Source organism: Variovorax sp. CAN15 (assembly GCF_030462475.1).
GTDB lineage: Bacteria > Pseudomonadota > Gammaproteobacteria > Burkholderiales > Burkholderiaceae_C > Variovorax.
This window is the reverse complement of sequence record NZ_JASMRZ010000010.1, coordinates 1-16,840: the sequence shown is the minus strand read 5'-3', so window position 1 is coordinate 16,840 and position 16,840 is coordinate 1. Positions and strand designations below refer to the sequence as shown.

Genomic DNA, 16,840 nt, shown 5'->3' with positions numbered 1-16,840 from the left:
CGAGCATGACGAACGGTGCGCCGCAGCTTCCTCTTTCCGGGCGCGTGGCGTTCGTGACGGGGGCGGGGCAGGGCCTGGGTACGGCCATCGCGAGAGGGCTGGCGCAGGCCGGGGCGCGGGTGGCGCTGGCCGACATCGAGCGCTCGGCGGTCGAGGCTGTGGCGGGCGAGATCAGCGGGCTCGGGCTGCGGCTCGACGTGCGCGACGAGGCTGCGTTCCGCGCGAGCTTCGACAGCACCGTCGCGCATTACGGCTGCGTCGACATCATGGTCAACAACGCGGCACGCACGCCGTCGACTTCGCTCTGGGATATCACGCCCGCCGAGTGGGACGACGTGCTGGCGATCAACCTGCGTGGCAGCTTCTTCGGCTGCCGCATTGCCGGGCGCCACATGCGCGAGCGGGGCGAGGGGCGCATCGTCAACCTGAGCTCGATGGCCGGGCAGCAGCCCAGCAGCGCGACGGGATTGCACTACGCGGCGAGCAAGGCCGGGTTGCTGGCGCTGACGCGGTCGTTCGCGCAGGAGCTGGCGCCCCATGGCGTGACGGTGAATGCGCTGGCTCCTGCGGCGATCCGCAGCCCCGCGCTCGATGCGATGGAGCCTGCGCGGCAGCAGGCGCTGCAGGCGGGCATTCCGCTCGGCCGCTTCGGGCTGGTCGAGGAGGTGGCTGCGGCCGTCGTCTATCTGGCCTCTCCTGCTGCGGCCTTCATGACGGGCGCAACGCTGGACCTCAACGGCGGCCGTTTCATGCGCTGACAAGCCTTGCCGGGCCGTCCGGTTAAAATGGTTCAGAACTAAATCATTCAGGTATGCAATCAAATTCACTGACTGGCCGGCACGCACTCGTCACGGGCGCGGCGCGCGGCATCGGGGCGGAGATCGCCCGCACGCTGGCTGCCGAAGGCGCCACGCTGACCTTGCTGGGACGTGACCGCGAGGCGCTGCAGCGAGTGGCCGATTCGCTGCCTGGCGGCGGGCACGGCGTCGTCGCCGCGGACGTGGCGAACCCGGAGGTCGTGCGGGCGGCGTTCGCCGAAGCCCGTGCCGCGCGTGGGCCCGTCGCCGTGCTCGTCAACAACGCGGGGGCGGCGGAGAGCGCACCGTTCCTGAAGACCTCCTTCGAGCTCTGGCAGCGGATGCTGTCGGTCAACCTCACGGGCAGCTTTCTGTGCGCTCAAGCCGCGTTGCCGGACATGCTCGATGCCGGCTGGGGGCGCATCGTCAATATCGCCAGCACGGCGGGGCAGAAGGGCTATGCCTACGTGGCGGCCTACACCGCGGCCAAGCATGGCGTGGTCGGGCTCACGCGCTCGCTGGCGCTGGAAGTCGCGCGCAAGGGCATCACGGTGAACGCGGTGTGCCCGGGCTATACCGACACCGACATCCTGCGCAACAGCGTCGCCAACGTGGTCGGCAAGACCGGGCGCAGCGAGGCCGATGCGCTGGCGGAGTTCTCCAGCGTGAATCCGCAGAAGCGCATCGTGCAGCCTGCCGAAGTGGCCGACGCCGTGCGCTGGCTGTGCGGCGAAGGTGCTGCATCGGTCACGGGGCAGTCGATTTCGGTTTCAGGGGGAGAAGTGACATGACACGCAACGATGCATCGCACGCGGTGCTGAGTGATGCTGAAGAACTGGGCCACGAGGCCCGCGCGGGCCACGAGGACCACGCGATGCTCAAGCTGTGGTTGCGCATGCTGGCCAGCACCACGCAGATCGAAGCCGAAATCCGCCGCCGGCTGCGCGACCGCTTCGGCATCTCGCTGGCGCGCTTCGACTACATGGCGCAGCTCTACCGCTACAAGGACGGCCTGAAGATGCGCGTGCTGTCGCGCTACCTGATGGTGACCGGCGGCAACGTCACCGGCCTGACGGACGAACTCGAGCGCGAAGGCATGGTCGCCCGCGCGCCGAGCCCCGACGACCGCCGCGCGTGGATCGTGAGCCTCACGCCCACGGGCCGCCGCACCTTCGAGACCATGGCGAGCGAGCACGAGCAGTGGATCCTCGAGATGTTCTCGGGGCTCGACATGAAGACGGTCAAGCAGCTGCACACGCAGCTCGGCCTGCTGCGGGTGCATGTGATGCGCGGCGAGCCGGCGAGCGAGGAGAACTGAGCATGGTCGAGGTCATCGAGTTCTGCAGGCCGCGGCTGATCCGCTTCTCGGACTGCGATCCGGCGGGCATCGTCTTCTATCCGCAGTACTTCGTGATGCTCAACGGTCTTGTGGAGGACTGGGTGAACGAGGGCCTGGGCCTGAGCTACCACGGGCTGGTGGCGCAGCGGCGCATCGGCCTGCCCACCGTGAAGCTCGAGGTCGACTTCCGGGCGGTGAGCCGCATGGGCGACCAGGTGATGCTTGGGCTGGCCGTGGAGCGCCTGGGCTCGCGCTCGTTGACCTTGCGGGTGCGCTGCTTCGAGCCGGTGAGCGGCGAAGTGCGCATGCAGATGCAGCAGGTGCTGGTGACCACCTCGCTCGAGACCCATCGGGCCGTAGCCATTCCGGACGACATGCGCGCGGCCATCGTGCGCGGCGCACCAGCACCGGGCTGAACGCTCTCAGGGCGCGGGCTCGCTGCCGGCCGCGGCGTCCTGCGCACGCTTCTTCAGCCAGCCGGTGAGTTCCTTCTTTCCCTTGGCGTTGGCTGAGCGCCATGCCTCGCGCGCGGCCGCGATGAAGCGCTCCTCCGCCGCGTCCGGCACTTCGCTGGGCCGGTCTTCCTTGTCGAGCCAGCCGGACTCGACGTTGCAATGCCTTTCGATCTGCCGCGCCAGGTTGTCGCCGATGGGGCGGGAGCTCTTGATCTGGCTCCACATGCTGGGGGAAATCTCGATCTTCTTCGCGAACGCCTGGTCCAGCCCCTTGGCTGGCAAGCCTGCGGCAACGGCCTCTTCGAGAAAGCGGCGGTGCAGCGCAAGCGCATTGCGGCGGCGCGCGACGGTGATATTGGGCACTGTTCAAAAACAACAACAAGACAAAAAAAGATTGTCCCGGTTGTTGACGCAGTCGTAAACACTATTTACAGTTGCCCTCAATCGCGGCCCCAAGCCGTACCATTTTTCCAACCCCTAACGGCCGACAGCGGCAATTTTTGACTCAGGAACCATCGTGAACACCGCACTGATCCTCACCAGCAATCGTCCCGCATCGGGCCGATCGCTCGTGCGCGTCTGGGCGTGCGGTGGTTTCGACGGCATGTCGTCGGTCCGACCGAATCAGCACCAGAGCCACGCGTATTCCACGAATGCCGCAGCCAGCCTGCGCTTCTTTGGAAAAACCGAGGATCAGGTGCTACCGGGTGGAGGTTGCGCATAGGCGCACACCTTCCAAGCTCTCTCGTTCAGAGGCCCGGAAACCGCAAGGTTCCGGGCCTTTTTGTTTTGTCGTGCAGTTTTCTGTTTGCCATTCCGGGTGTGCCTTCACCACACCGCCAGAGCCCACCGCGTAGACGGTCTGGCGGGATGTGCAGGAATTGATCACTCCTGTGCAGCGACGTCGTACGGGACAGCGCCCAGCGCGCTGTCCGTCGCGTGAGGACACAACCGAAATGGAAGGCGGACAGCCGTTTTCCCGAACGACGACATCAACGAACCCGAGCGGGACAGGGCCATGCAGATGGCCTTCCCGCGGAAACCGGCCGCAAAGATTGGGCGGCGCCGGAACTCGTAACCGGACACTTTTTGTTTATCACCCGCGTTAGCTCAATGGATCAGAGCACTTGCCTACGAAGCAAGGGGTTGCACGTTCGAGTCGTGCACGTGGGGCCAGTTTCTTTGTCCTGCTGTCACACAACCGAGGAGTCACCATGCGCAAGCGCAATACCCCGATCCGGATGATCTCCGTGCGCCCGGCACAGCCGCGCGAGCGCACCACGATGCTGGCCCTGGCCCGGCGCTTCGGTTTCATCGCCGATGCACGTCGCGCGAATGAGTGCGAACCGGGTCGCCAACCGCAGCCCGACGGGCTCGATCTCGACCAACGCGTTCGCGCGGTCGGCGAGTGGTGACCTGGCGGCCACTACTCACTCTTCTACTTCATGGTGCGCGTAGCTCAATGGCAGAGCCGCGGGTTGTGGTCCCGCTGACGACGGTTCGATTCCGTTCGTGTACCCCATGGCTTCGTTCTTTCGTTCATCAACCCTGCACCCATCGCCGCGAAAGGAGGCGATTCATGCACCCTCACGTCCTGCAACTCGATATTCAGGGCACGCCGCAGGCCTGGATCTCGCTGGAGCAGGCGGTGTTGCACTACGCGACCGGCTCGGTCGCCTGGGAAGACGGCGGTCTGCCGCTGGCCACGCTGCGCGGCGGCTTCAACGTGGTGCGCGGCGTGCAGTCGCGCATCGAGGTGGCGCCGATCATCGCGCTGCGTGGCGCATCGAAGATCAACCTCTTCGACGTGATTCCGAGCGTCACCAAGAGCAAGCTGCTACGCCGCGACCGCTACACCTGCGCCTATTGCGCGGGCGTCTTCCACGAGCGCGACCTGCAATGCGAGCACGTGCTGCCCGAATCGCGCGGAGGCCCCTGGACCTGGACCAACCTCGTGAGCGCATGCGCAGTCTGCAACAACCGCAAGGCCGCGCGCACCCCGGAGGAAGCGGGCATGCCGCTGGTCTACCTGCCCTACGTGCCGAGCCGCTACGAGAACTTCCTGCTGGAAGGCCGCAACATCCGTGCGGACGTCCACGAATGGCTGGCGAAGCGGCTGCCCAAGGGGTCGCGGCTTCAGTAGGGGTGGGGTAGTGATCTTCCTGTCCCGCGCTCATGCAAAAAGCCCGCTGTCTTTCGGACGGCGGGCTTTTGTTCGTGCGGGAGATTGCAGCTCAGCGCCCGATGCCGAAGAAGCGGTAAGCAATTACGCCTGCTGCAGTCAAGCCGCCCACGATCGCCAGGATGACTTTGGTTGCGCGACCCGAGCCGCGCTTCGAGCGGGGCCAGTGGTCCGGCCCGATCAGGTCGATGGGGACTGTGGGTTTGCCTATGTCGGACACCTTTTCCATGGGAGGAAATATAGCTCACGCCCGAAAGCAAGATCCGAGGCGGGGCGCATTCTGTGGCCGTTGCGCATCGTCGTCGGGCGCGGCGGCGAGTGGACAAAAAAATACCCGCATGAGCGGGCCGAACGAGCCTTTTGGCTTCGAAGTTGGTGTCCCTGTGTCTTTCTTTGTTGTTGCGCTGCGTGACAGCAGGTGCAAGATGCCACGCCGGATGGCCGCCGCCTGCTGCTTTGGAGCGGGTGGCTTGTAGCTGATGGAGTAAATCGTGAAATATTCCCTTATGAACAAGAAAATCATCCTGGAAAGTTTGACGCGTGCACTGGAGAGTTGGGTTCGCAATGCTTCCGCAGCACAACTCTGGCAGGTGCATCAGGCAGGAGGTCTCGGTGCGCTGATCCAGGCGGACGAAGAGGTCGTGCAGGTGCGCATCGTCCTTGGCGGCGTGCGTGATGCGTTGTCTGACATCGGCAAGACCGACGGGCGCCTGCCTGTCACCGAAGCCTTTCTGGGCACCGCCGCCTGGGGGGCGCCGCCAGCGCAAGGAAGCCCTGCGCGCGAGCAGTGGTTCCTGTCGAGCGAGCTGGCGCAGGCGCATGCGCGCCAGTACGTGGCCGCCGAGGTGAGCGAGCGGCGAGATCTGCTGGAGCGTTGTGTCGATGACTGGACAGCGAGGCAAAGTGCTGCTTTCGGCTCCGGTTCGTGACCGGACACGGGCCACCAAAAGAAAAAGCCTCCTCAAGAAAATGTTGAGGAGGCTTTGACGAAAAAATAGCGCGGAGAACGCGCTATTTTTGGTGTTGGTGGTGGGCCCTGAGTGACTCGAACACTCGACCTACGGATTAAGAGTCCAAGGGAAACCCGAGAAAAATCAAATACTTACCTTCGGATTTTGTTCCGCAACCGGAAAAATGAGGGGTCTTGAAACCCAGCATCCATGCGGGTGTCTTGGAAATTGCGGAACAAATCCCGCGCCTATTTTGGCTCCTTCTTTGGCGCCGCGATCCGCACCTTCTTGCCGACTTTGTGGCGGATGTACTTCGAGGTCATCGCCTCGGTCGAGTGGCCCAGCAGGGTCTGCGCATCCTTGATGCCGGCCGACTCGTCGGTGTCCGTGGCCGCCTTCGCGCGCAGGTCACGAAACTGGAACGTGGTGATGTCGATTCCCGCGCTCTTGCGGGCCTTGTCGAAGCGCTTGCGCAGCATCGCCGCCGTCATCGGGGCGCCGCGCTCGTTCACCAGCAGTGGAGCCGACTGCTTCGGCCTGGCTGCCTTGAACACGCGGATCTCCTCGATCAGTTCTTCCAGTGCGTTCTCCACCACGATCCGCAGCTTCGCCTGGGTCTTGCCCTGGCGCACCCGCAGGTACTCGCCGCGAATGTGATCCTCGCTCATGCCGAGCACGTCGGCGGGTCGCTGGCCGGTGATGTGCGCCAGGCGCACGGCGAAGCGCAGCGGCTCACAGGCATGCTCGAGCACACGCTTCAGCATGTCGTCATCGACGTAGGCATCTCGCGCCGTCTCGCGAAACCCCTTGATGCCGGCGCATGGGTTGGGCAGCTTCGTGAAGCCGTTGGCCCGGGCGTAGTTCCAGATGTGCGAGATCAGAGCCTTCTCGCGGTTGGCGCGCACCTGGCCCCACTTCGCGGGGATCGGCACGATCTTGCGGCCGTTCTTCACCCGCTCGGCATTCTGGGCCTCGGCGATCTTCACTGCCTCTTTCACGCGCCAGTGCAGATACTGGTTGATGTGCTTGGGCTCGATCTTGTCGAGCGGTGCCGGCGGCGTGTTGAAGAACTTCAGGATCCACTCCAGTTCCTTCTCGTTGTCGCGGCGGGTCCTGGGCGCCTTCGTCGGCAGGATGTCGCGCCGGTAGGCCTTGGCCACGGCCGCGAGCGTGCCCTCGGTGACAGGCGGCGCATAGGCAGGCTTCGGCTTGGACGCCAGTTCGCCCCAGCGCTTCACGGCCAGGGCGTAATCGGACCCCAGCGGGATTTCCTTTCGGGGCTTGCCACCGGTGTCGAGGTAGTAGTGGATGAGGTTGCCGCGCGGACGCGCGCGCATCCCCCGCGGCAGGTTGGCCCACCGCGATGGCTTACGACCCATGCTCAAGCTCCGATCAATCCGGGCGTCCACCCGTCGTCGTCTGGAGTTTCGTCTGCTCGGCCTTCGACAGCGCAGCGGGTGACGACGGGATGGCCAGTAGCGCTCACGCGAAACGGCAAGCCCTGGCCACGCAGCCATTCGATCTGCTTCGACTTGATCTTGAAACCGGTGAGTTTCGCGAGCTCCGGATCCGTCAGGAAGAACTCGGGCGCGCTCACGAGAACACCCAGATCAGCGCGAGCACAACCGCGACGAGAAACAGGATGCCGGCGATTTCGATCGACTCGTCGCGCCTGGTCGCACTGACCGGCACCGCCTCAGGGTCCACGTCAGCTGCTTCGTACTCTCGAATGGCCTGCTCGATGGCGGCCAGGACAACCACGTCATGAGCATCGCTCCAGTCGCTGAGATCTTTGGCGCGCAGCATCCGCTGGGCCTGCAGGAGGAGGATCAGCACGCTCATGCAGCAACTCCCGTGCGCGCAGCTTCTGCCTCAACGGCGTGCACGATGGCATTGCGTATGCTTGCTCGCGCCCCGACGGGAACTGCTTGCCACACGCCTGGAAAGGTCGTGTCGATGTGCTCCATCACCGCGAAGGCGACCAGGTCGGCGTCGATCTTTGCCGCCGGTTTGGATACCAGTCGAAGTGCTGGCTTGCGTGTAGTGGTGCTCATACTGGCCTCCCGTACACGACAGGAAAGGGCCACGAGTGGGCGAGAGCGAAGGCCTTGGCTTCTTCCTGCGCGAGCCGATCCTTGTAGGCGTCGCGGCGCCGCTTCTCTTCGGCCGTGCCGACACCCTTCAGTACTCGCACGCAGCCCAGCGAGGCACGGCTGACCTTGAGGTAGCCCTGCTGCTTGCAGGCCGTGCTGTTGCCCTTCCCGACACGGCGGCCGTCAGGGTAGAAGGAAACCATGGTGCGGCCGTTGCCGGGTGCACCTGGGAGCTGATGCGGCTGCACCAGCCCAGCCTCGAGCAGCGCGTCCACTTTCCCCGTGTACTCGTCGCCCCAGACCGTGGCCGCGAACGTCACGCCCGGCGCGAATTCAGCGATGGCCTCACGCATCGCGGCTCTCCCAGTGCGCCGTCAGTGCCTTGTGTGCGCGGTCGATGCAGTCGATTGCCGATTCGAGGTACTTCGCCAAGAAGGGGCCGGGGAACGTCTCGAAGCTGAATCCACGGTCGAATTCGATCCGTTCAAGCGCACCAACAATGCAGTGGGCTTCGAAGGTTCTCCACCGTGCATCCTCGGGAAGCCGCCCGTCGATCTCCATGATCTCGCGATGTGCTTCGTTCAGCAGGTTGTCGGCATGCTGCACGAGCCCCATCAGATAGTCGCGGTCTTCACTATCCCGAACTTCGAGCGGGGAATCGTCGCCAAAGATGACCATCAGCATCGAGAGCGATGCGTTCGCGCGGTCGAATTTCGCCGTCAGTCGGTCTACCTGGTCGATGTCCAGCGCGGCCGGCTGCTCGTGCTCGGCCTGCAGTGCCACTTCGGTGGGAGTGAGCGGGATTTCTGCAGGGGTTTCCGCTTCGGCTTCGGGAAGCGCGTCCTTCATGTCGGTGAAGTCCATCAGGCTATTCGCTTCGTCGAGCAGCGCCCACGCATCGCGCAGCGTGTCCTCGATGACCTGTCCGCGAGACAGGGCGATCACGCCGTCGATGGCGGCGAGGGACGTGAACATGCCGGTGTAGGCTGTGTCCAGATCAGCCCGGGTGAGGGGCTGGCGGTACATCGGTGCGATGGCTGGCGGCAGCATGTCTTCGATCACCGCTCGCAGAAGTATCTCGGGTGCGTCGCCCGGATCCGTCAGCCCCACGGAATGGTGGGCGAGCTGCAGCTTCTCCTGGCCGAGCTTGAGGTTGGTGAAGATCTTGTCCAGCCGTCCCTGCAGCGCGCTCTTCTCGGCCTTCGGCTTGGCCTTGGCGCGGGGCTTGTCGAGTACGGCGGTCATGCTTGCACCGCCTTTCCGGTGCTGTTGAAGTTCGGCCCGAAGTGCCAGCACGCGGCGTTACCGATGACGCCACCGCCGATCGCCTCATCGGCCATAGCGCCAATTGCCGTCGCGAGATCCTTGGCGGCGTCGATGCAGACGCTTTGAGCGTATTCGTCGTCGATCTCGGTCTGCAGGAGCATCAGCATCTGCTGGAGGGTGCGCGTGTTGCCAGCGATGGTTTCCAGGATGAGTTCCAACTGCCTGGCATTGAAGCCGGTCAGGGGACTGGTTGGGGTGGGGGCCTCGTTCTCGATGGCCGGCTGGTTGCCGAATGTGGCGGGCTCGGTGACAGCAGTCACCGCTTTGGCAACAGGAGTTGCCGTTTTACGTGAGGGCGTGCTAACATTTCCCATGATTTGGGTTCCTCGTGAGGGTTCTCGGGTCACAGAAGCCTCGACGGTTGCCGCCGCCGGGGCTTCGCCTTATGTGGAGTTAGTTCGCGGTGGTTGCCTGCAGCACCTCCTGCAGGATGGACTCGTGATAGCTGTGCACCGCACCGAAGCGCGGGTCGCTCACGTCACCAATGACGATGCCCTTCTCGCGCGACAAAGCCGCGCATTTGCGGCCCAGCGTGGCCGCCGTGCGAATGTCGACCGAACGGCCGATCAGATTCGCATAGCCCATCACCGTGAAGTGCTTATTCTCGGGCTGCGTGCGAGCCTCGATAACCGCCACGTTTTCCTGCAGGCGCGCCAGTTCTGTGGCTTGCCGAACCTGCTCCTGCTCGAGCGTGTCTTGCCGGACGAGCGCTTCGATCAGGGCGGCGGTGCGCGCGTCGCGAACACCCGGGACTGCAGCGGACTTCACACGACGCTCGCACTCCAGGAAGTACTTGCGCACCTCGCGTCCCTTGGTTGTACCCGAGAGCATGCCGATGTGCTTGCCGGCCTCGACGGTGAAGTGGTATTCCGCGGAGGGGCGGCCGCCGGTGAGGTTTACGCCCTTTTGGGCGAGAACCACATAGTCGCTGTTTTCGACGAAGCCGCCGCGCTTGATCTGGGCTTTCGCCCAGTTGGTGTAGTCCTTGCCGATGCCGAGTTCGCGATGCAGATCGCGGCCGTTGACGGTGGGCGTGAGTTCGTCGCCGATCTGGCGAGAGTTGATTCCGATGTTGATGGTCACGTGAGGGTTCCTGGGTTAATCGCCTGGTTGCTGGGCCTCGGGTTGCCGCCCGAGGGGTGAGGGAATCATCTCAATTGAAGGGGCATCTCCGCTAGGTTGCCGCGCGCGATTTCCCTTGAAGGTCGAGCGCAGGCGATTGACGATTTCGCCGTTGAGACTGCGGTCGTTCATCTCCGATGCCAACTGCAGTCGGATATGGAGGTCGGGCGGAATGCGAAGCTGGATACGAACGGGGTCCACTTGCTTGTTTGACATATAAATGGTGTCAGTGTGTGGATTGTGGAAGTGACACTGCGGCAGTGTCAAGTGATGTGACACTGTTTTGGTGTAAATTCTTCGCATGGAAGAAGATCGCTACACGCGCATCACGTTGCGGCTGCCGAAGGATTTGCATACGCGTCTTGATGATGTTGCTGACGCGACGTCGAAGAGCCTGAATGCGGAGATTGTTGGACGACTGCAGGAGAGCTTTTCTACCCCGACAAAGGGAGGTGACGAGGCGACCGCGTTCATGCTCGCCACATTGCAGTACGAGCTGGCCGATGCGCGTGTTACGGCCACGCGATTGCGCCACCGCGCGGCCTCTCTCGGCTCTAGCATTCGAATTCTTTTGCTGATGATGGCGGGTGCCAAGTCTCCGATCGAGGAAATCGAAAGAGAGCTTCTTTTTATTGCTGCATCGGCTGATGCAGCGCTTGCCGATCCCGAGATGGGGCAGCTTGTGGCGCAACTTGAGCGCCTGCAGGACAGTGGCAGAAACTTCGATGCCATCAAGCAGCAGCAGGACCTCTCCGCACTTCCGCCAGAAGCGCTGGCGCTTCTCGCAGATGTGGATGAGCGGATGAAGCGCCTTCGGGAAGAGAAACTTCGTCGCGAAGCGCTGATGCGTAAGGATCCGAGGTCGCGGACCATGGATTTTGAAGCTTGGGAACAGATGACGCCGCCCGAACTCGATCCCGAGTTCGCTGTCGAGACGGCCGCTAAAGTGGCTCGGATCGTTAAAGCCAGCATCCCCGCAAAGCTCATGTCTGAAAAGGAAGTCCGGACCGCTTTGGGGGCGCTGGCGGCAATTGAAGCCGCCATAGCCGCGGGTGCCACTTCGGCGCATAAGACTCCAGATACCAAACGCCGCGCGCCCAAGCCTAAGGCGTAGACGGGTCAGGGGATGAGTGAAAACGACATGCTGCTGCTCGGCAGCCTGCTGGTCGTCGGCATGCTCGCGTTGGCCAGGATTTGCTACGACGTTCTCTACGAGGGCCATAGCCGCAGGTCTGAGATCTGACCATCCGCGCCACTCTTCGTCGTCTGCCGTTTTCATCAGGCCAAGGCTACGGCCGCTCGCCAAAAGTTGCGACGCACTGAACAGTGACTTTTGAGTTACTGGAAATTGGTCTGGCAGGGCTGAAATCGAGGTGTGCATGCCCCGCAGGTTGCCGACGACCGCCGGCAATGCCAGGGTGAAACGCTTCACCAGCGGGATCGCGAAAAAAAGCTGAAGCCAACCGATGTCCATAGTTGGACTTTCGGCTGCTACGGGGCACTTGAAAAGTTGCTGTGCTTGCTCACCGGGCAGGCTGCCGGGAGCGGCGACGGCTTGCTCGCAAGCCCTACGGTGTGCCGGCAGAGCGGAGTCTCTTCCACTCTGTCATCCAGTCGCGAACTGTCCGCCATGCAACGGGAACCAGCGTCCCTGCTATTTGGCTGGCAGCAGCATCCATGCTCGGCGCTTTGACCATGTTTTCGTCACACCAAGCAAACACGTCGAGCTTGAGCGCTCGGTTTTCGGCATGTCGCGCATTTGCAGCACTGCGGGCCAAGTTCGAGCGCGCGATGTCCGTAGCATCCGTGATGACCTCTTCCTTGCCCAACTTGAATCCCTCGTCCCACATATAGATTCCGTTGGTGAGCTTGAGCGCTTCGTATGCTTCATCCAGGCAGTCGCTCGCCTCCAATGAATTCTTTCTCTGGTTTGCCTCGTCGGCTTTGAGAAACCAGTACATGCTGATTCCCAACAGGAGATCTGTCTGGTTCTGTGGCGTCTTATATGGAGTGCCGTCAAGAAGCGGTAGGCGTCCTGGACTGGGCTTGATATTTGATAGCTCGTTGAAGAGCGTGTACGTCCAGCCATCGGCTTTGGCGTAGCCTTCGGCCGTCCAGAGTTTCTCCGCGCTTCGTTGGCCTGCGTCTGCCATCCGCTTCATGTAGTAGGCGGCGTTCCAGCAAGCAAACCACATTTCACGCAGCGCAAGTGCGACGAGAAACGAAAGATTCGCGCCATGTCCTTCTACCAATCTCTCACGAACTTTAGATGCTTGGCGATTTGCGCGCGGTCCGAGAAAGTCGAACTTGGACGGAGGCTCGATTTCGGTGGGAAGCCTCATGGCCAAGACAGCCGCCGTTGCTAACTTGGCTGCTTCGTCATGCGCAACCGCGATTTTCAGCAAGATGTTTTCGGCCATGCCGTCTCCTCAATCACACCCGTGATATTGCCATCAACACGAGGGAAGGGGGCGCAAAAGCTGGGGACCGACGTGAGGCGCTAAAGTCAGCCCACTCAAGAACAGAGGAGGGTGACCATGAAAATTCAAACTAGGCGTCTCGCTTGCCAGGCGCTGCTGCTGCTCTTGGCCGCGGGCTCAGCGTCGGCAAAGACAATCACATGCGTTCCGATTGCGAGCAAGGACACGCCATACCTGCACTGGGTCCGCAGAATCTCCATCGATGAGCCTTCGCGAACTGTCAACTTGGACATCGTGCGCTTCAGGACCAAGGACTCGGAGACGATGGGCAAACTGAAAGCCGAGCTGGTGAGCGCGACAGACAGTCAGTTTGGCGAGCCGATCTATGTCTTCAACACAATCCCCGCGGCTGGCGTCGAGGTCACCAACCTCTTCAAGCTATTCAAGTCGCTGGATGGCTGGCGCCTCATCAGCGCAGGAGTGACGTTCGTCGGCAAGACGCCGGCGTTGAAGGCGATTGAGTCGAGCGCGGTCTTTGATTGCAAGCGATCAGAAATGGGCTGACGGCGGGAGCGGCGATGGACCGGTTCGATGCCGGCCCCGGGAATGAAAAAGCCCGCTCGGGGCGGGCTTCAGAACGGGCTTTTTTACTCGGTCTACCGGAAACCTATTGAAGGCGAGGAGGGCGCACGGCGATCTCAGAGCTTGGAGGCATCGGATCGGTCGCGTTTGGCGTCGTCTTCAATCTTCTTTTGACCAAGCGGGCGATACGAGAACGCCACCCTCGACTGATCGGTGTAGCCGGCGCGCTCAGACAGCAAGATCAAGACTTTCGGACCTCGCCACATGCTCTCTTCGGAATCGAGCACGGCACCGCCGTTCGTCACCACGCTTTTCACTTCGACCTCATGCGGTTCCCCATATCGTTCTACGAGAATCGCCTTGAGGCGTCGGTAGCTGTCATCGCGGTCAACCGCGATGGCGATGAGCTGTACGCGCCCATCAATAAAGCTCACGCGTCCGCCCCCAAGAAGGAAGTTCAGGGGTAGGCCCCACAGTGTGCCGATCGACCGGTCTGCGCTGTCGGCTTTGAGACATGGTGTTCTGGCCTGGCGTGCAGCGTCGCCCGGTGGGCAGCGCGGAATGGCATCCCTCCGTCCACCAAGTTCGATCCCCATGACTGAGGCTGGTTCTTGAGCCCACTGGGCATTGGCGAGCGTACTGATGACCAAGAGCCCTGCCGCAATGAAGGTTCGCATTTCTTCGCTCCTCTAGAGTTTTGTTTTGTGGCCTAGAACCTCAGGGAGGCAGGCTCAGGGCCGGCTAGAGGTTGGCGTTGCGCTTGGACAGCAGCGATGCCTTGCAAGCGTCAAAGTTGCTGAACTCATATACGAGCCTGATGACGTAGTTCGCTGAGGTCAGCGCGTGGGCTTCCAGCCTAATGGCCGACAACCCATCAACTGGGGCTCTGTCGAGTTTCCAAACAGCTGCAAGGGTTCGCTCCTTCTTTGCCAGGGCCATGGTCCAGTCCCTGGGCTCGTTCCATATGCTGCCGTTATCAAGAAAGTCGAGCTTCTCAGGTGCGCCGTACTTGGAGGCCAAAGCTGCTTGCCAATCGGTGAACTCGATACGAACTTGCTCTCCGAAAGAATTGGTGGAGCGCGTTGGCCCCATTGCATTGATTCGACAGAGACCTGTAGTGGGGCCGAAGACAAGTCGATAGTCGTGGATGTCGGGGTGTCCGTTGGGCAGACGCTCAGTCGTGTAGATACCGGCTGTCTGCGTTGGATTCAGTTTTGCGAACTTGCTGACTGCCTCGAGCGTGTCGCCCTCGTTCAAGCCAAACGGTCCTGCCGATGACACAGCGCTTGCTCCGGCAATGATTACTCCGACCAACCATCCTCTTCGATCCATCACGTTTTCTCCTCTATTGGTAGCGAGCAAGCATAGCGGAGGTGGGAAAGCAGCCGCCTAGGAACATCACGACCGAAAAGCCTGTGTTAAAGCTTTCCTAGGATCCGCGCTAGAAAAGCGCATGCCTGAACCTCGCGGCCGCCGTCACCCTCTGTTTCTCCGGCTGACCAAGCCGATCGATCCGGTTTATCCCGCCGCGGTGACTCCCGCTGCCTGGAACGACGACGAGCCGTTGAGTGAAGCGGAGGGCGTGGTCTACATCGTCACGAGGCACAGTACACGGATGCGGACCTGGGCACGTCAGTTGCGCAAACTGCACGCGGCCGACGAGACGTACAAGACGGAAGAGGGCATCAGCCCGCTCAGCGGCGCGCCACTCAGGGAGGCGAACCTGCGTGCTCTCGGGACGAGCATGGACCTGTATTCGGAGAACGGGCGCGAGTTGCGATCCAGCCGATCCGCGATCCGCGCATATGTCACCACTGATCTTCTGGCGGTGGTCACGGATCGCGCTGATGGCGATGCTGTCGGCTTTGTGTCATTCAGCCTGCAGTGGGTTGTCGACGCCGAGCAGAAGGGGAGAAGCCGTGCCGAGTTCGAAGTTGAGCTGGACCAGGCGTGGATGGCGCCGGCCTTTCGTCGGCGAGGCTGGGGTGAGACTGCGGTGATCGCGATTGCCTTTGCCACCAAGCGGCACGTTGATCACATCCAGGCGACCACTCGCTGGCCACGAGGGCTCACCACGCGGCTTCAGCTGACGGTCTGTGCCGACCTCTACAGCACGAGCGGAGAGGCGTTGCTCTCGAAGTGCGCGGACTACGTGGCGATGCAGTTCGAGTTTGGATCAGAGCTGCAGCGGCTGAAGGTGTCTCAGATCGTGCTGGATGGGCGGTGGTAGAGGTCGTTGCTGGAGTGCGAATCCGCTATTCGGATTCAGATTGCGTTTGGGGAGACAAATCAGCCGACAAACCGTCGCGCATGAAGGTGAGAATGCCCGCGTATCGCTCGGCCGTTTCTTTCAGCATGCCAGCTGACGATAGATCTCTCACGACACCCAGCGCCATTCCTAGCAGTGTCGCCGTGGGGATCACAACGACACCAACTGGACGTATGTCTCTTACGCCCGAACCAGTTTCTTCGCCCAGTACGACCTTCGATGTGTGCAGGCCATACACGATGTCCATGGCTTGATCGGCATAGATCATTGGGACACCCGCGGGAATCCTGGGCTTCGTTGCGGAATGAGACGGGGTAGCTTCTCCTGAACTGCTTTCCGCCGACGGAGCCGAGAGCGGTTTCTCGGCTTTCTCTGCGTGCTTCTTGATGGAAGCTGTCGAAGTTGAGTTCTTCTTAGCGGTCGCCATTCTTATCCTTTCGTCCCGCAGGAGGGGGAGTGCGCATCGCTTTTGCTTGCTGATAGTTGCAAGCAATCAGCCGTTCCGTGCGGACATCTCGTGTTTGTGCCGCGAACTCGGCGTAATCGACAAATTTCACCAACAGCGCCATATCCAACGCATGGGCTGCTTTGGAGAGCGTCGAGACTAGAACATCTCCTCCTTCAGAGTCTTCCAGCTTGGACACGGCGGACTGCTTGGTTCCCATGCGCTCTGCCAATTGCGCTTGCGTGAGGCCGCGGCATTCGCGGTTTATACGAACACCCCACGCGATGAGGTTCTCATTGGTAGCCTCCATGGCCGCCTGACGATAGTCAGGATCGTCCCATTCTGCAGGCATCGTGGGGATAGATAGGGCGTTCGAAAGGGACGTCGCGGACGCCCATAGGTCATGTGACCGCCCAAGGGCAGGAGACAGTTCGTTCATAAAACTGTCCCTCGATTGCGGCGCGGCACTTACGAACGCGTTCTTCGTAGTCGGTGGGATAGTAGGCATTGTCTTTCTCGTAGCCCTCGAAACATATCACGAATGCATGATAATTGTTGTCGTGATACCCGTAAATCCGATGCTGCATGCCATTTTCGTCATGGAATCGTATAACGTAAACGTTATCTGTTGGCGCCGACCGGAAACTGAGCCAGTTTTGCAGGTAGTGCCGAAGTAAAAGTGAGCCAGGTGTTCAACCTACCCTGCTGTTTATTTAAGCAGCGGGGTTCGAGGAGTGATCACCATGGACATGATTGGCAAGATCCGACGGCTGCACGCGAGGGACAAGCTGTCGGAGCGCGAGATAGCGCGCAGGACGGGACTGTCGCGCAACACGGTTTCCAAGTGGCTGCGCGCGCCG

General features: G+C 61.9%; 27 protein-coding genes and 2 tRNA genes. 14 read left to right on the top strand and 15 right to left on the bottom strand.

The features are described 5' to 3' along the window. Positions 1-5: 5 nt before the first annotated feature. From QMO14_RS10015 to QMO14_RS10000, 4 genes are read left to right on the top strand one after another with little or no spacing between them, the layout of a single operon-like run. Positions 6-758: an SDR family NAD(P)-dependent oxidoreductase gene (locus QMO14_RS10015; protein WP_301506606.1), complete on the top strand. Its 753-nt coding sequence runs from the start codon at positions 6-8 to the stop codon at positions 756-758. 53 nt (positions 759-811) lie between these two features. Then, positions 812-1,588 (top strand): SDR family NAD(P)-dependent oxidoreductase, encoded by a 777-nt coding sequence (locus QMO14_RS10010; protein ID WP_301506603.1) that lies wholly within the window; start codon positions 812-814, stop codon positions 1,586-1,588. After that, on the top strand, positions 1,585-2,115 hold the full coding sequence (locus QMO14_RS10005) for a MarR family winged helix-turn-helix transcriptional regulator (RefSeq protein WP_301506602.1): 531 nt from the start codon (positions 1,585-1,587) through the stop codon (positions 2,113-2,115). Before QMO14_RS10010 ends, QMO14_RS10005 begins: the two co-directional genes overlap by 4 nt. Positions 2,116-2,117: 2 nt before the next feature. Further along, a complete protein-coding gene (locus tag QMO14_RS10000) occupies positions 2,118-2,552 on the top strand; it encodes a thioesterase family protein (RefSeq protein WP_301506600.1) in 435 nt (144 codons plus the stop codon). Between the two features lie 6 nt (positions 2,553-2,558). Here QMO14_RS10000 and QMO14_RS09995 read toward each other — a convergent pair whose 3' ends face one another. Continuing rightward, positions 2,559-2,954: a hypothetical protein gene (locus tag QMO14_RS09995; protein ID WP_301506598.1), complete on the bottom strand. Its 396-nt coding sequence runs from the start codon at positions 2,952-2,954 to the stop codon at positions 2,559-2,561. A 154-nt stretch (positions 2,955-3,108) separates the two neighbouring features. Here QMO14_RS09995 and QMO14_RS09990 point away from each other — a divergent pair, with 154 nt between their 5' ends. The 5 genes from QMO14_RS09990 (at position 3,109) to QMO14_RS09970 (ending at position 4,734) form a co-directional block, all read left to right on the top strand. Further along, positions 3,109-3,315: a hypothetical protein gene (locus QMO14_RS09990; RefSeq protein WP_301506596.1), complete on the top strand. Its 207-nt coding sequence runs from the start codon at positions 3,109-3,111 to the stop codon at positions 3,313-3,315. A gap of 375 nt (positions 3,316-3,690) precedes the next feature. Continuing rightward, positions 3,691-3,767 (top strand) — tRNA-Arg (locus QMO14_RS09985). A 38-nt stretch (positions 3,768-3,805) separates the two neighbouring features. After that, positions 3,806-4,006 (top strand): short-chain dehydrogenase, encoded by a 201-nt coding sequence (locus tag QMO14_RS09980; protein ID WP_301506594.1) that lies wholly within the window; start codon positions 3,806-3,808, stop codon positions 4,004-4,006. 33 nt (positions 4,007-4,039) lie between these two features. After that, positions 4,040-4,113, top strand: a tRNA-His gene (locus tag QMO14_RS09975). A gap of 57 nt (positions 4,114-4,170) precedes the next feature. Continuing rightward, positions 4,171-4,734 (top strand): HNH endonuclease, encoded by a 564-nt coding sequence (locus tag QMO14_RS09970; protein ID WP_301506592.1) that lies wholly within the window; start codon positions 4,171-4,173, stop codon positions 4,732-4,734. 91 nt (positions 4,735-4,825) lie between these two features. On the opposite strand, the gene QMO14_RS09965 is transcribed toward QMO14_RS09970, so the two are convergent. Continuing rightward, positions 4,826-5,002: a hypothetical protein gene (locus tag QMO14_RS09965; RefSeq protein ID WP_301506590.1), complete on the bottom strand. Its 177-nt coding sequence runs from the start codon at positions 5,000-5,002 to the stop codon at positions 4,826-4,828. A 262-nt stretch (positions 5,003-5,264) separates the two neighbouring features. On the opposite strand from QMO14_RS09965, the gene QMO14_RS09960 reads away from it, so the two are divergent. Beyond that, positions 5,265-5,702 (top strand): hypothetical protein, encoded by a 438-nt coding sequence (locus QMO14_RS09960; protein WP_301506588.1) that lies wholly within the window; start codon positions 5,265-5,267, stop codon positions 5,700-5,702. Positions 5,703-5,971: 269 nt separating this feature from the next. On the opposite strand, the gene QMO14_RS09955 is transcribed toward QMO14_RS09960, so the two are convergent. The 8 genes from QMO14_RS09955 to QMO14_RS09920 all read right to left on the bottom strand — a co-directional run bounded on the left by QMO14_RS09955 (position 5,972) and on the right by QMO14_RS09920 (position 10,225). Beyond that, complete coding sequence (locus QMO14_RS09955; RefSeq protein ID WP_301506586.1) at positions 5,972-7,102, bottom strand: tyrosine-type recombinase/integrase; 1,131 nt, start codon at positions 7,100-7,102, stop codon at positions 5,972-5,974. 2 nt (positions 7,103-7,104) lie between these two features. Continuing rightward, on the bottom strand, positions 7,105-7,320 hold the full coding sequence (locus QMO14_RS09950) for a DUF4224 domain-containing protein (protein ID WP_301506584.1): 216 nt from the start codon (positions 7,318-7,320) through the stop codon (positions 7,105-7,107). Next, positions 7,317-7,565, bottom strand: a complete 249-nt coding sequence (locus QMO14_RS09945) for a hypothetical protein (protein ID WP_301506582.1) — start codon at positions 7,563-7,565, stop codon at positions 7,317-7,319. The genes QMO14_RS09950 and QMO14_RS09945 overlap by 4 nt, the downstream gene beginning before the upstream one ends. Further along, positions 7,562-7,777, bottom strand: coding sequence for a hypothetical protein (locus QMO14_RS09940; RefSeq protein WP_301506580.1), 216 nt, complete (start codon positions 7,775-7,777; stop codon positions 7,562-7,564). Before QMO14_RS09940 ends, QMO14_RS09945 begins: the two co-directional genes overlap by 4 nt. Further along, positions 7,774-8,169, bottom strand: coding sequence for a hypothetical protein (locus QMO14_RS09935; RefSeq protein WP_301506578.1), 396 nt, complete (start codon positions 8,167-8,169; stop codon positions 7,774-7,776). The genes QMO14_RS09940 and QMO14_RS09935 overlap by 4 nt, the downstream gene beginning before the upstream one ends. Continuing rightward, positions 8,162-9,061 carry a hypothetical protein gene (locus tag QMO14_RS09930; protein WP_301506576.1) on the bottom strand — a complete coding sequence of 300 codons (900 nt, stop codon included), beginning with the start codon at positions 9,059-9,061 and terminating at the stop codon, positions 8,162-8,164. Before QMO14_RS09930 ends, QMO14_RS09935 begins: the two co-directional genes overlap by 8 nt. Then, positions 9,058-9,402, bottom strand: coding sequence for a hypothetical protein (locus tag QMO14_RS09925; RefSeq protein WP_301506574.1), 345 nt, complete (start codon positions 9,400-9,402; stop codon positions 9,058-9,060). The genes QMO14_RS09930 and QMO14_RS09925 overlap by 4 nt, the downstream gene beginning before the upstream one ends. 133 nt (positions 9,403-9,535) lie before the next feature. Beyond that, positions 9,536-10,225: an antA/AntB antirepressor family protein gene (locus QMO14_RS09920; RefSeq protein ID WP_301506572.1), complete on the bottom strand. Its 690-nt coding sequence runs from the start codon at positions 10,223-10,225 to the stop codon at positions 9,536-9,538. A 340-nt stretch (positions 10,226-10,565) separates the two neighbouring features. On the opposite strand from QMO14_RS09920, the gene QMO14_RS09915 reads away from it, so the two are divergent. After that, positions 10,566-11,378 carry an Arc family DNA-binding protein gene (locus QMO14_RS09915; RefSeq protein ID WP_301506570.1) on the top strand — a complete coding sequence of 271 codons (813 nt, stop codon included), beginning with the start codon at positions 10,566-10,568 and terminating at the stop codon, positions 11,376-11,378. Between the two features lie 454 nt (positions 11,379-11,832). Here QMO14_RS09915 and QMO14_RS09910 read toward each other — a convergent pair whose 3' ends face one another. Then, complete coding sequence (locus QMO14_RS09910) at positions 11,833-12,684, bottom strand: hypothetical protein (RefSeq protein ID WP_301506568.1); 852 nt, start codon at positions 12,682-12,684, stop codon at positions 11,833-11,835. Positions 12,685-12,801: 117 nt separating this feature from the next. Between QMO14_RS09910 and QMO14_RS09905 the strand changes: the two genes are divergently transcribed. Beyond that, positions 12,802-13,248: a hypothetical protein gene (locus tag QMO14_RS09905; protein WP_301506567.1), complete on the top strand. Its 447-nt coding sequence runs from the start codon at positions 12,802-12,804 to the stop codon at positions 13,246-13,248. A gap of 134 nt (positions 13,249-13,382) precedes the next feature. Here QMO14_RS09905 and QMO14_RS09900 read toward each other — a convergent pair whose 3' ends face one another. Together QMO14_RS09900 and QMO14_RS09895 are read right to left on the bottom strand one after the other, a co-directional pair. Then, a complete protein-coding gene (locus QMO14_RS09900; RefSeq protein ID WP_301506565.1) occupies positions 13,383-13,943 on the bottom strand; it encodes a hypothetical protein in 561 nt (186 codons plus the stop codon). Between the two features lie 64 nt (positions 13,944-14,007). After that, the gene (locus tag QMO14_RS09895; protein ID WP_301506562.1) at positions 14,008-14,523 is read right to left on the bottom strand and encodes a hypothetical protein; all 516 of its coding nucleotides are present in this window, start codon (positions 14,521-14,523) and stop codon (positions 14,008-14,010) included. A 196-nt stretch (positions 14,524-14,719) separates the two neighbouring features. Here QMO14_RS09895 and QMO14_RS09890 point away from each other — a divergent pair, with 196 nt between their 5' ends. Continuing rightward, positions 14,720-15,496 (top strand): GNAT family N-acetyltransferase, encoded by a 777-nt coding sequence (locus QMO14_RS09890; protein ID WP_301506561.1) that lies wholly within the window; start codon positions 14,720-14,722, stop codon positions 15,494-15,496. Positions 15,497-15,521: 25 nt separating this feature from the next. Here QMO14_RS09890 and QMO14_RS09885 read toward each other — a convergent pair whose 3' ends face one another. Continuing rightward, positions 15,522-15,803: a hypothetical protein gene (locus QMO14_RS09885; protein WP_301506559.1), complete on the bottom strand. Its 282-nt coding sequence runs from the start codon at positions 15,801-15,803 to the stop codon at positions 15,522-15,524. Positions 15,804-15,948: 145 nt separating this feature from the next. Next, entirely contained in the window at positions 15,949-16,332 is a 384-nt protein-coding gene (locus QMO14_RS09880; RefSeq protein WP_301506557.1) for a helix-turn-helix domain-containing protein, read from the bottom strand. Between the two features lie 391 nt (positions 16,333-16,723). On the opposite strand from QMO14_RS09880, the gene QMO14_RS09875 reads away from it, so the two are divergent. Then, positions 16,724-16,840 (top strand): helix-turn-helix domain-containing protein (locus tag QMO14_RS09875; protein WP_301506804.1); only part of this gene is annotated, 117 nt, incomplete at its 3' end.

What these genes read in the sequence shown, in the direction of transcription:
- QMO14_RS10015 (WP_301506606.1), top strand. Translation starts at nt 6, where the DNA reads ATGACGAACGGTGCGCCGCAGCTTCCTCTTTCCGGGCGCGTGGCGTTC.
- QMO14_RS10010 (WP_301506603.1), top strand. Translation starts at nt 812, where the DNA reads ATGCAATCAAATTCACTGACTGGCCGGCACGCACTCGTCACGGGCGCG.
- QMO14_RS10005 (WP_301506602.1), top strand. Translation starts at nt 1,585, where the DNA reads ATGACACGCAACGATGCATCGCACGCGGTGCTGAGTGATGCTGAAGAA.
- QMO14_RS10000 (WP_301506600.1), top strand. Translation starts at nt 2,118, where the DNA reads ATGGTCGAGGTCATCGAGTTCTGCAGGCCGCGGCTGATCCGCTTCTCG.
- QMO14_RS09980 (WP_301506594.1), top strand. Translation starts at nt 3,806, where the DNA reads ATGCGCAAGCGCAATACCCCGATCCGGATGATCTCCGTGCGCCCGGCA.
- QMO14_RS09970 (WP_301506592.1), top strand. Translation starts at nt 4,171, where the DNA reads ATGCACCCTCACGTCCTGCAACTCGATATTCAGGGCACGCCGCAGGCC.
- QMO14_RS09965 (WP_301506590.1), bottom strand. Translation starts at nt 5,002, where the DNA reads ATGGAAAAGGTGTCCGACATAGGCAAACCCACAGTCCCCATCGACCTG.
- QMO14_RS09955 (WP_301506586.1), bottom strand. Translation starts at nt 7,102, where the DNA reads ATGGGTCGTAAGCCATCGCGGTGGGCCAACCTGCCGCGGGGGATGCGC.
- QMO14_RS09945 (WP_301506582.1), bottom strand. Translation starts at nt 7,565, where the DNA reads ATGAGCGTGCTGATCCTCCTCCTGCAGGCCCAGCGGATGCTGCGCGCC.
- QMO14_RS09940 (WP_301506580.1), bottom strand. Translation starts at nt 7,777, where the DNA reads ATGAGCACCACTACACGCAAGCCAGCACTTCGACTGGTATCCAAACCG.
- QMO14_RS09935 (WP_301506578.1), bottom strand. Translation starts at nt 8,169, where the DNA reads ATGCGTGAGGCCATCGCTGAATTCGCGCCGGGCGTGACGTTCGCGGCC.
- QMO14_RS09930 (WP_301506576.1), bottom strand. Translation starts at nt 9,061, where the DNA reads ATGACCGCCGTACTCGACAAGCCCCGCGCCAAGGCCAAGCCGAAGGCC.
- QMO14_RS09915 (WP_301506570.1), top strand. Translation starts at nt 10,566, where the DNA reads ATGGAAGAAGATCGCTACACGCGCATCACGTTGCGGCTGCCGAAGGAT.
- QMO14_RS09910 (WP_301506568.1), bottom strand. Translation starts at nt 12,684, where the DNA reads ATGGCCGAAAACATCTTGCTGAAAATCGCGGTTGCGCATGACGAAGCA.
- QMO14_RS09905 (WP_301506567.1), top strand. Translation starts at nt 12,802, where the DNA reads ATGAAAATTCAAACTAGGCGTCTCGCTTGCCAGGCGCTGCTGCTGCTC.
- QMO14_RS09900 (WP_301506565.1), bottom strand. Translation starts at nt 13,943, where the DNA reads ATGCGAACCTTCATTGCGGCAGGGCTCTTGGTCATCAGTACGCTCGCC.
- QMO14_RS09890 (WP_301506561.1), top strand. Translation starts at nt 14,720, where the DNA reads ATGCCTGAACCTCGCGGCCGCCGTCACCCTCTGTTTCTCCGGCTGACC.
- QMO14_RS09885 (WP_301506559.1), bottom strand. Translation starts at nt 15,803, where the DNA reads ATGATCTATGCCGATCAAGCCATGGACATCGTGTATGGCCTGCACACA.
- QMO14_RS09880 (WP_301506557.1), bottom strand. Translation starts at nt 16,332, where the DNA reads ATGCCTGCAGAATGGGACGATCCTGACTATCGTCAGGCGGCCATGGAG.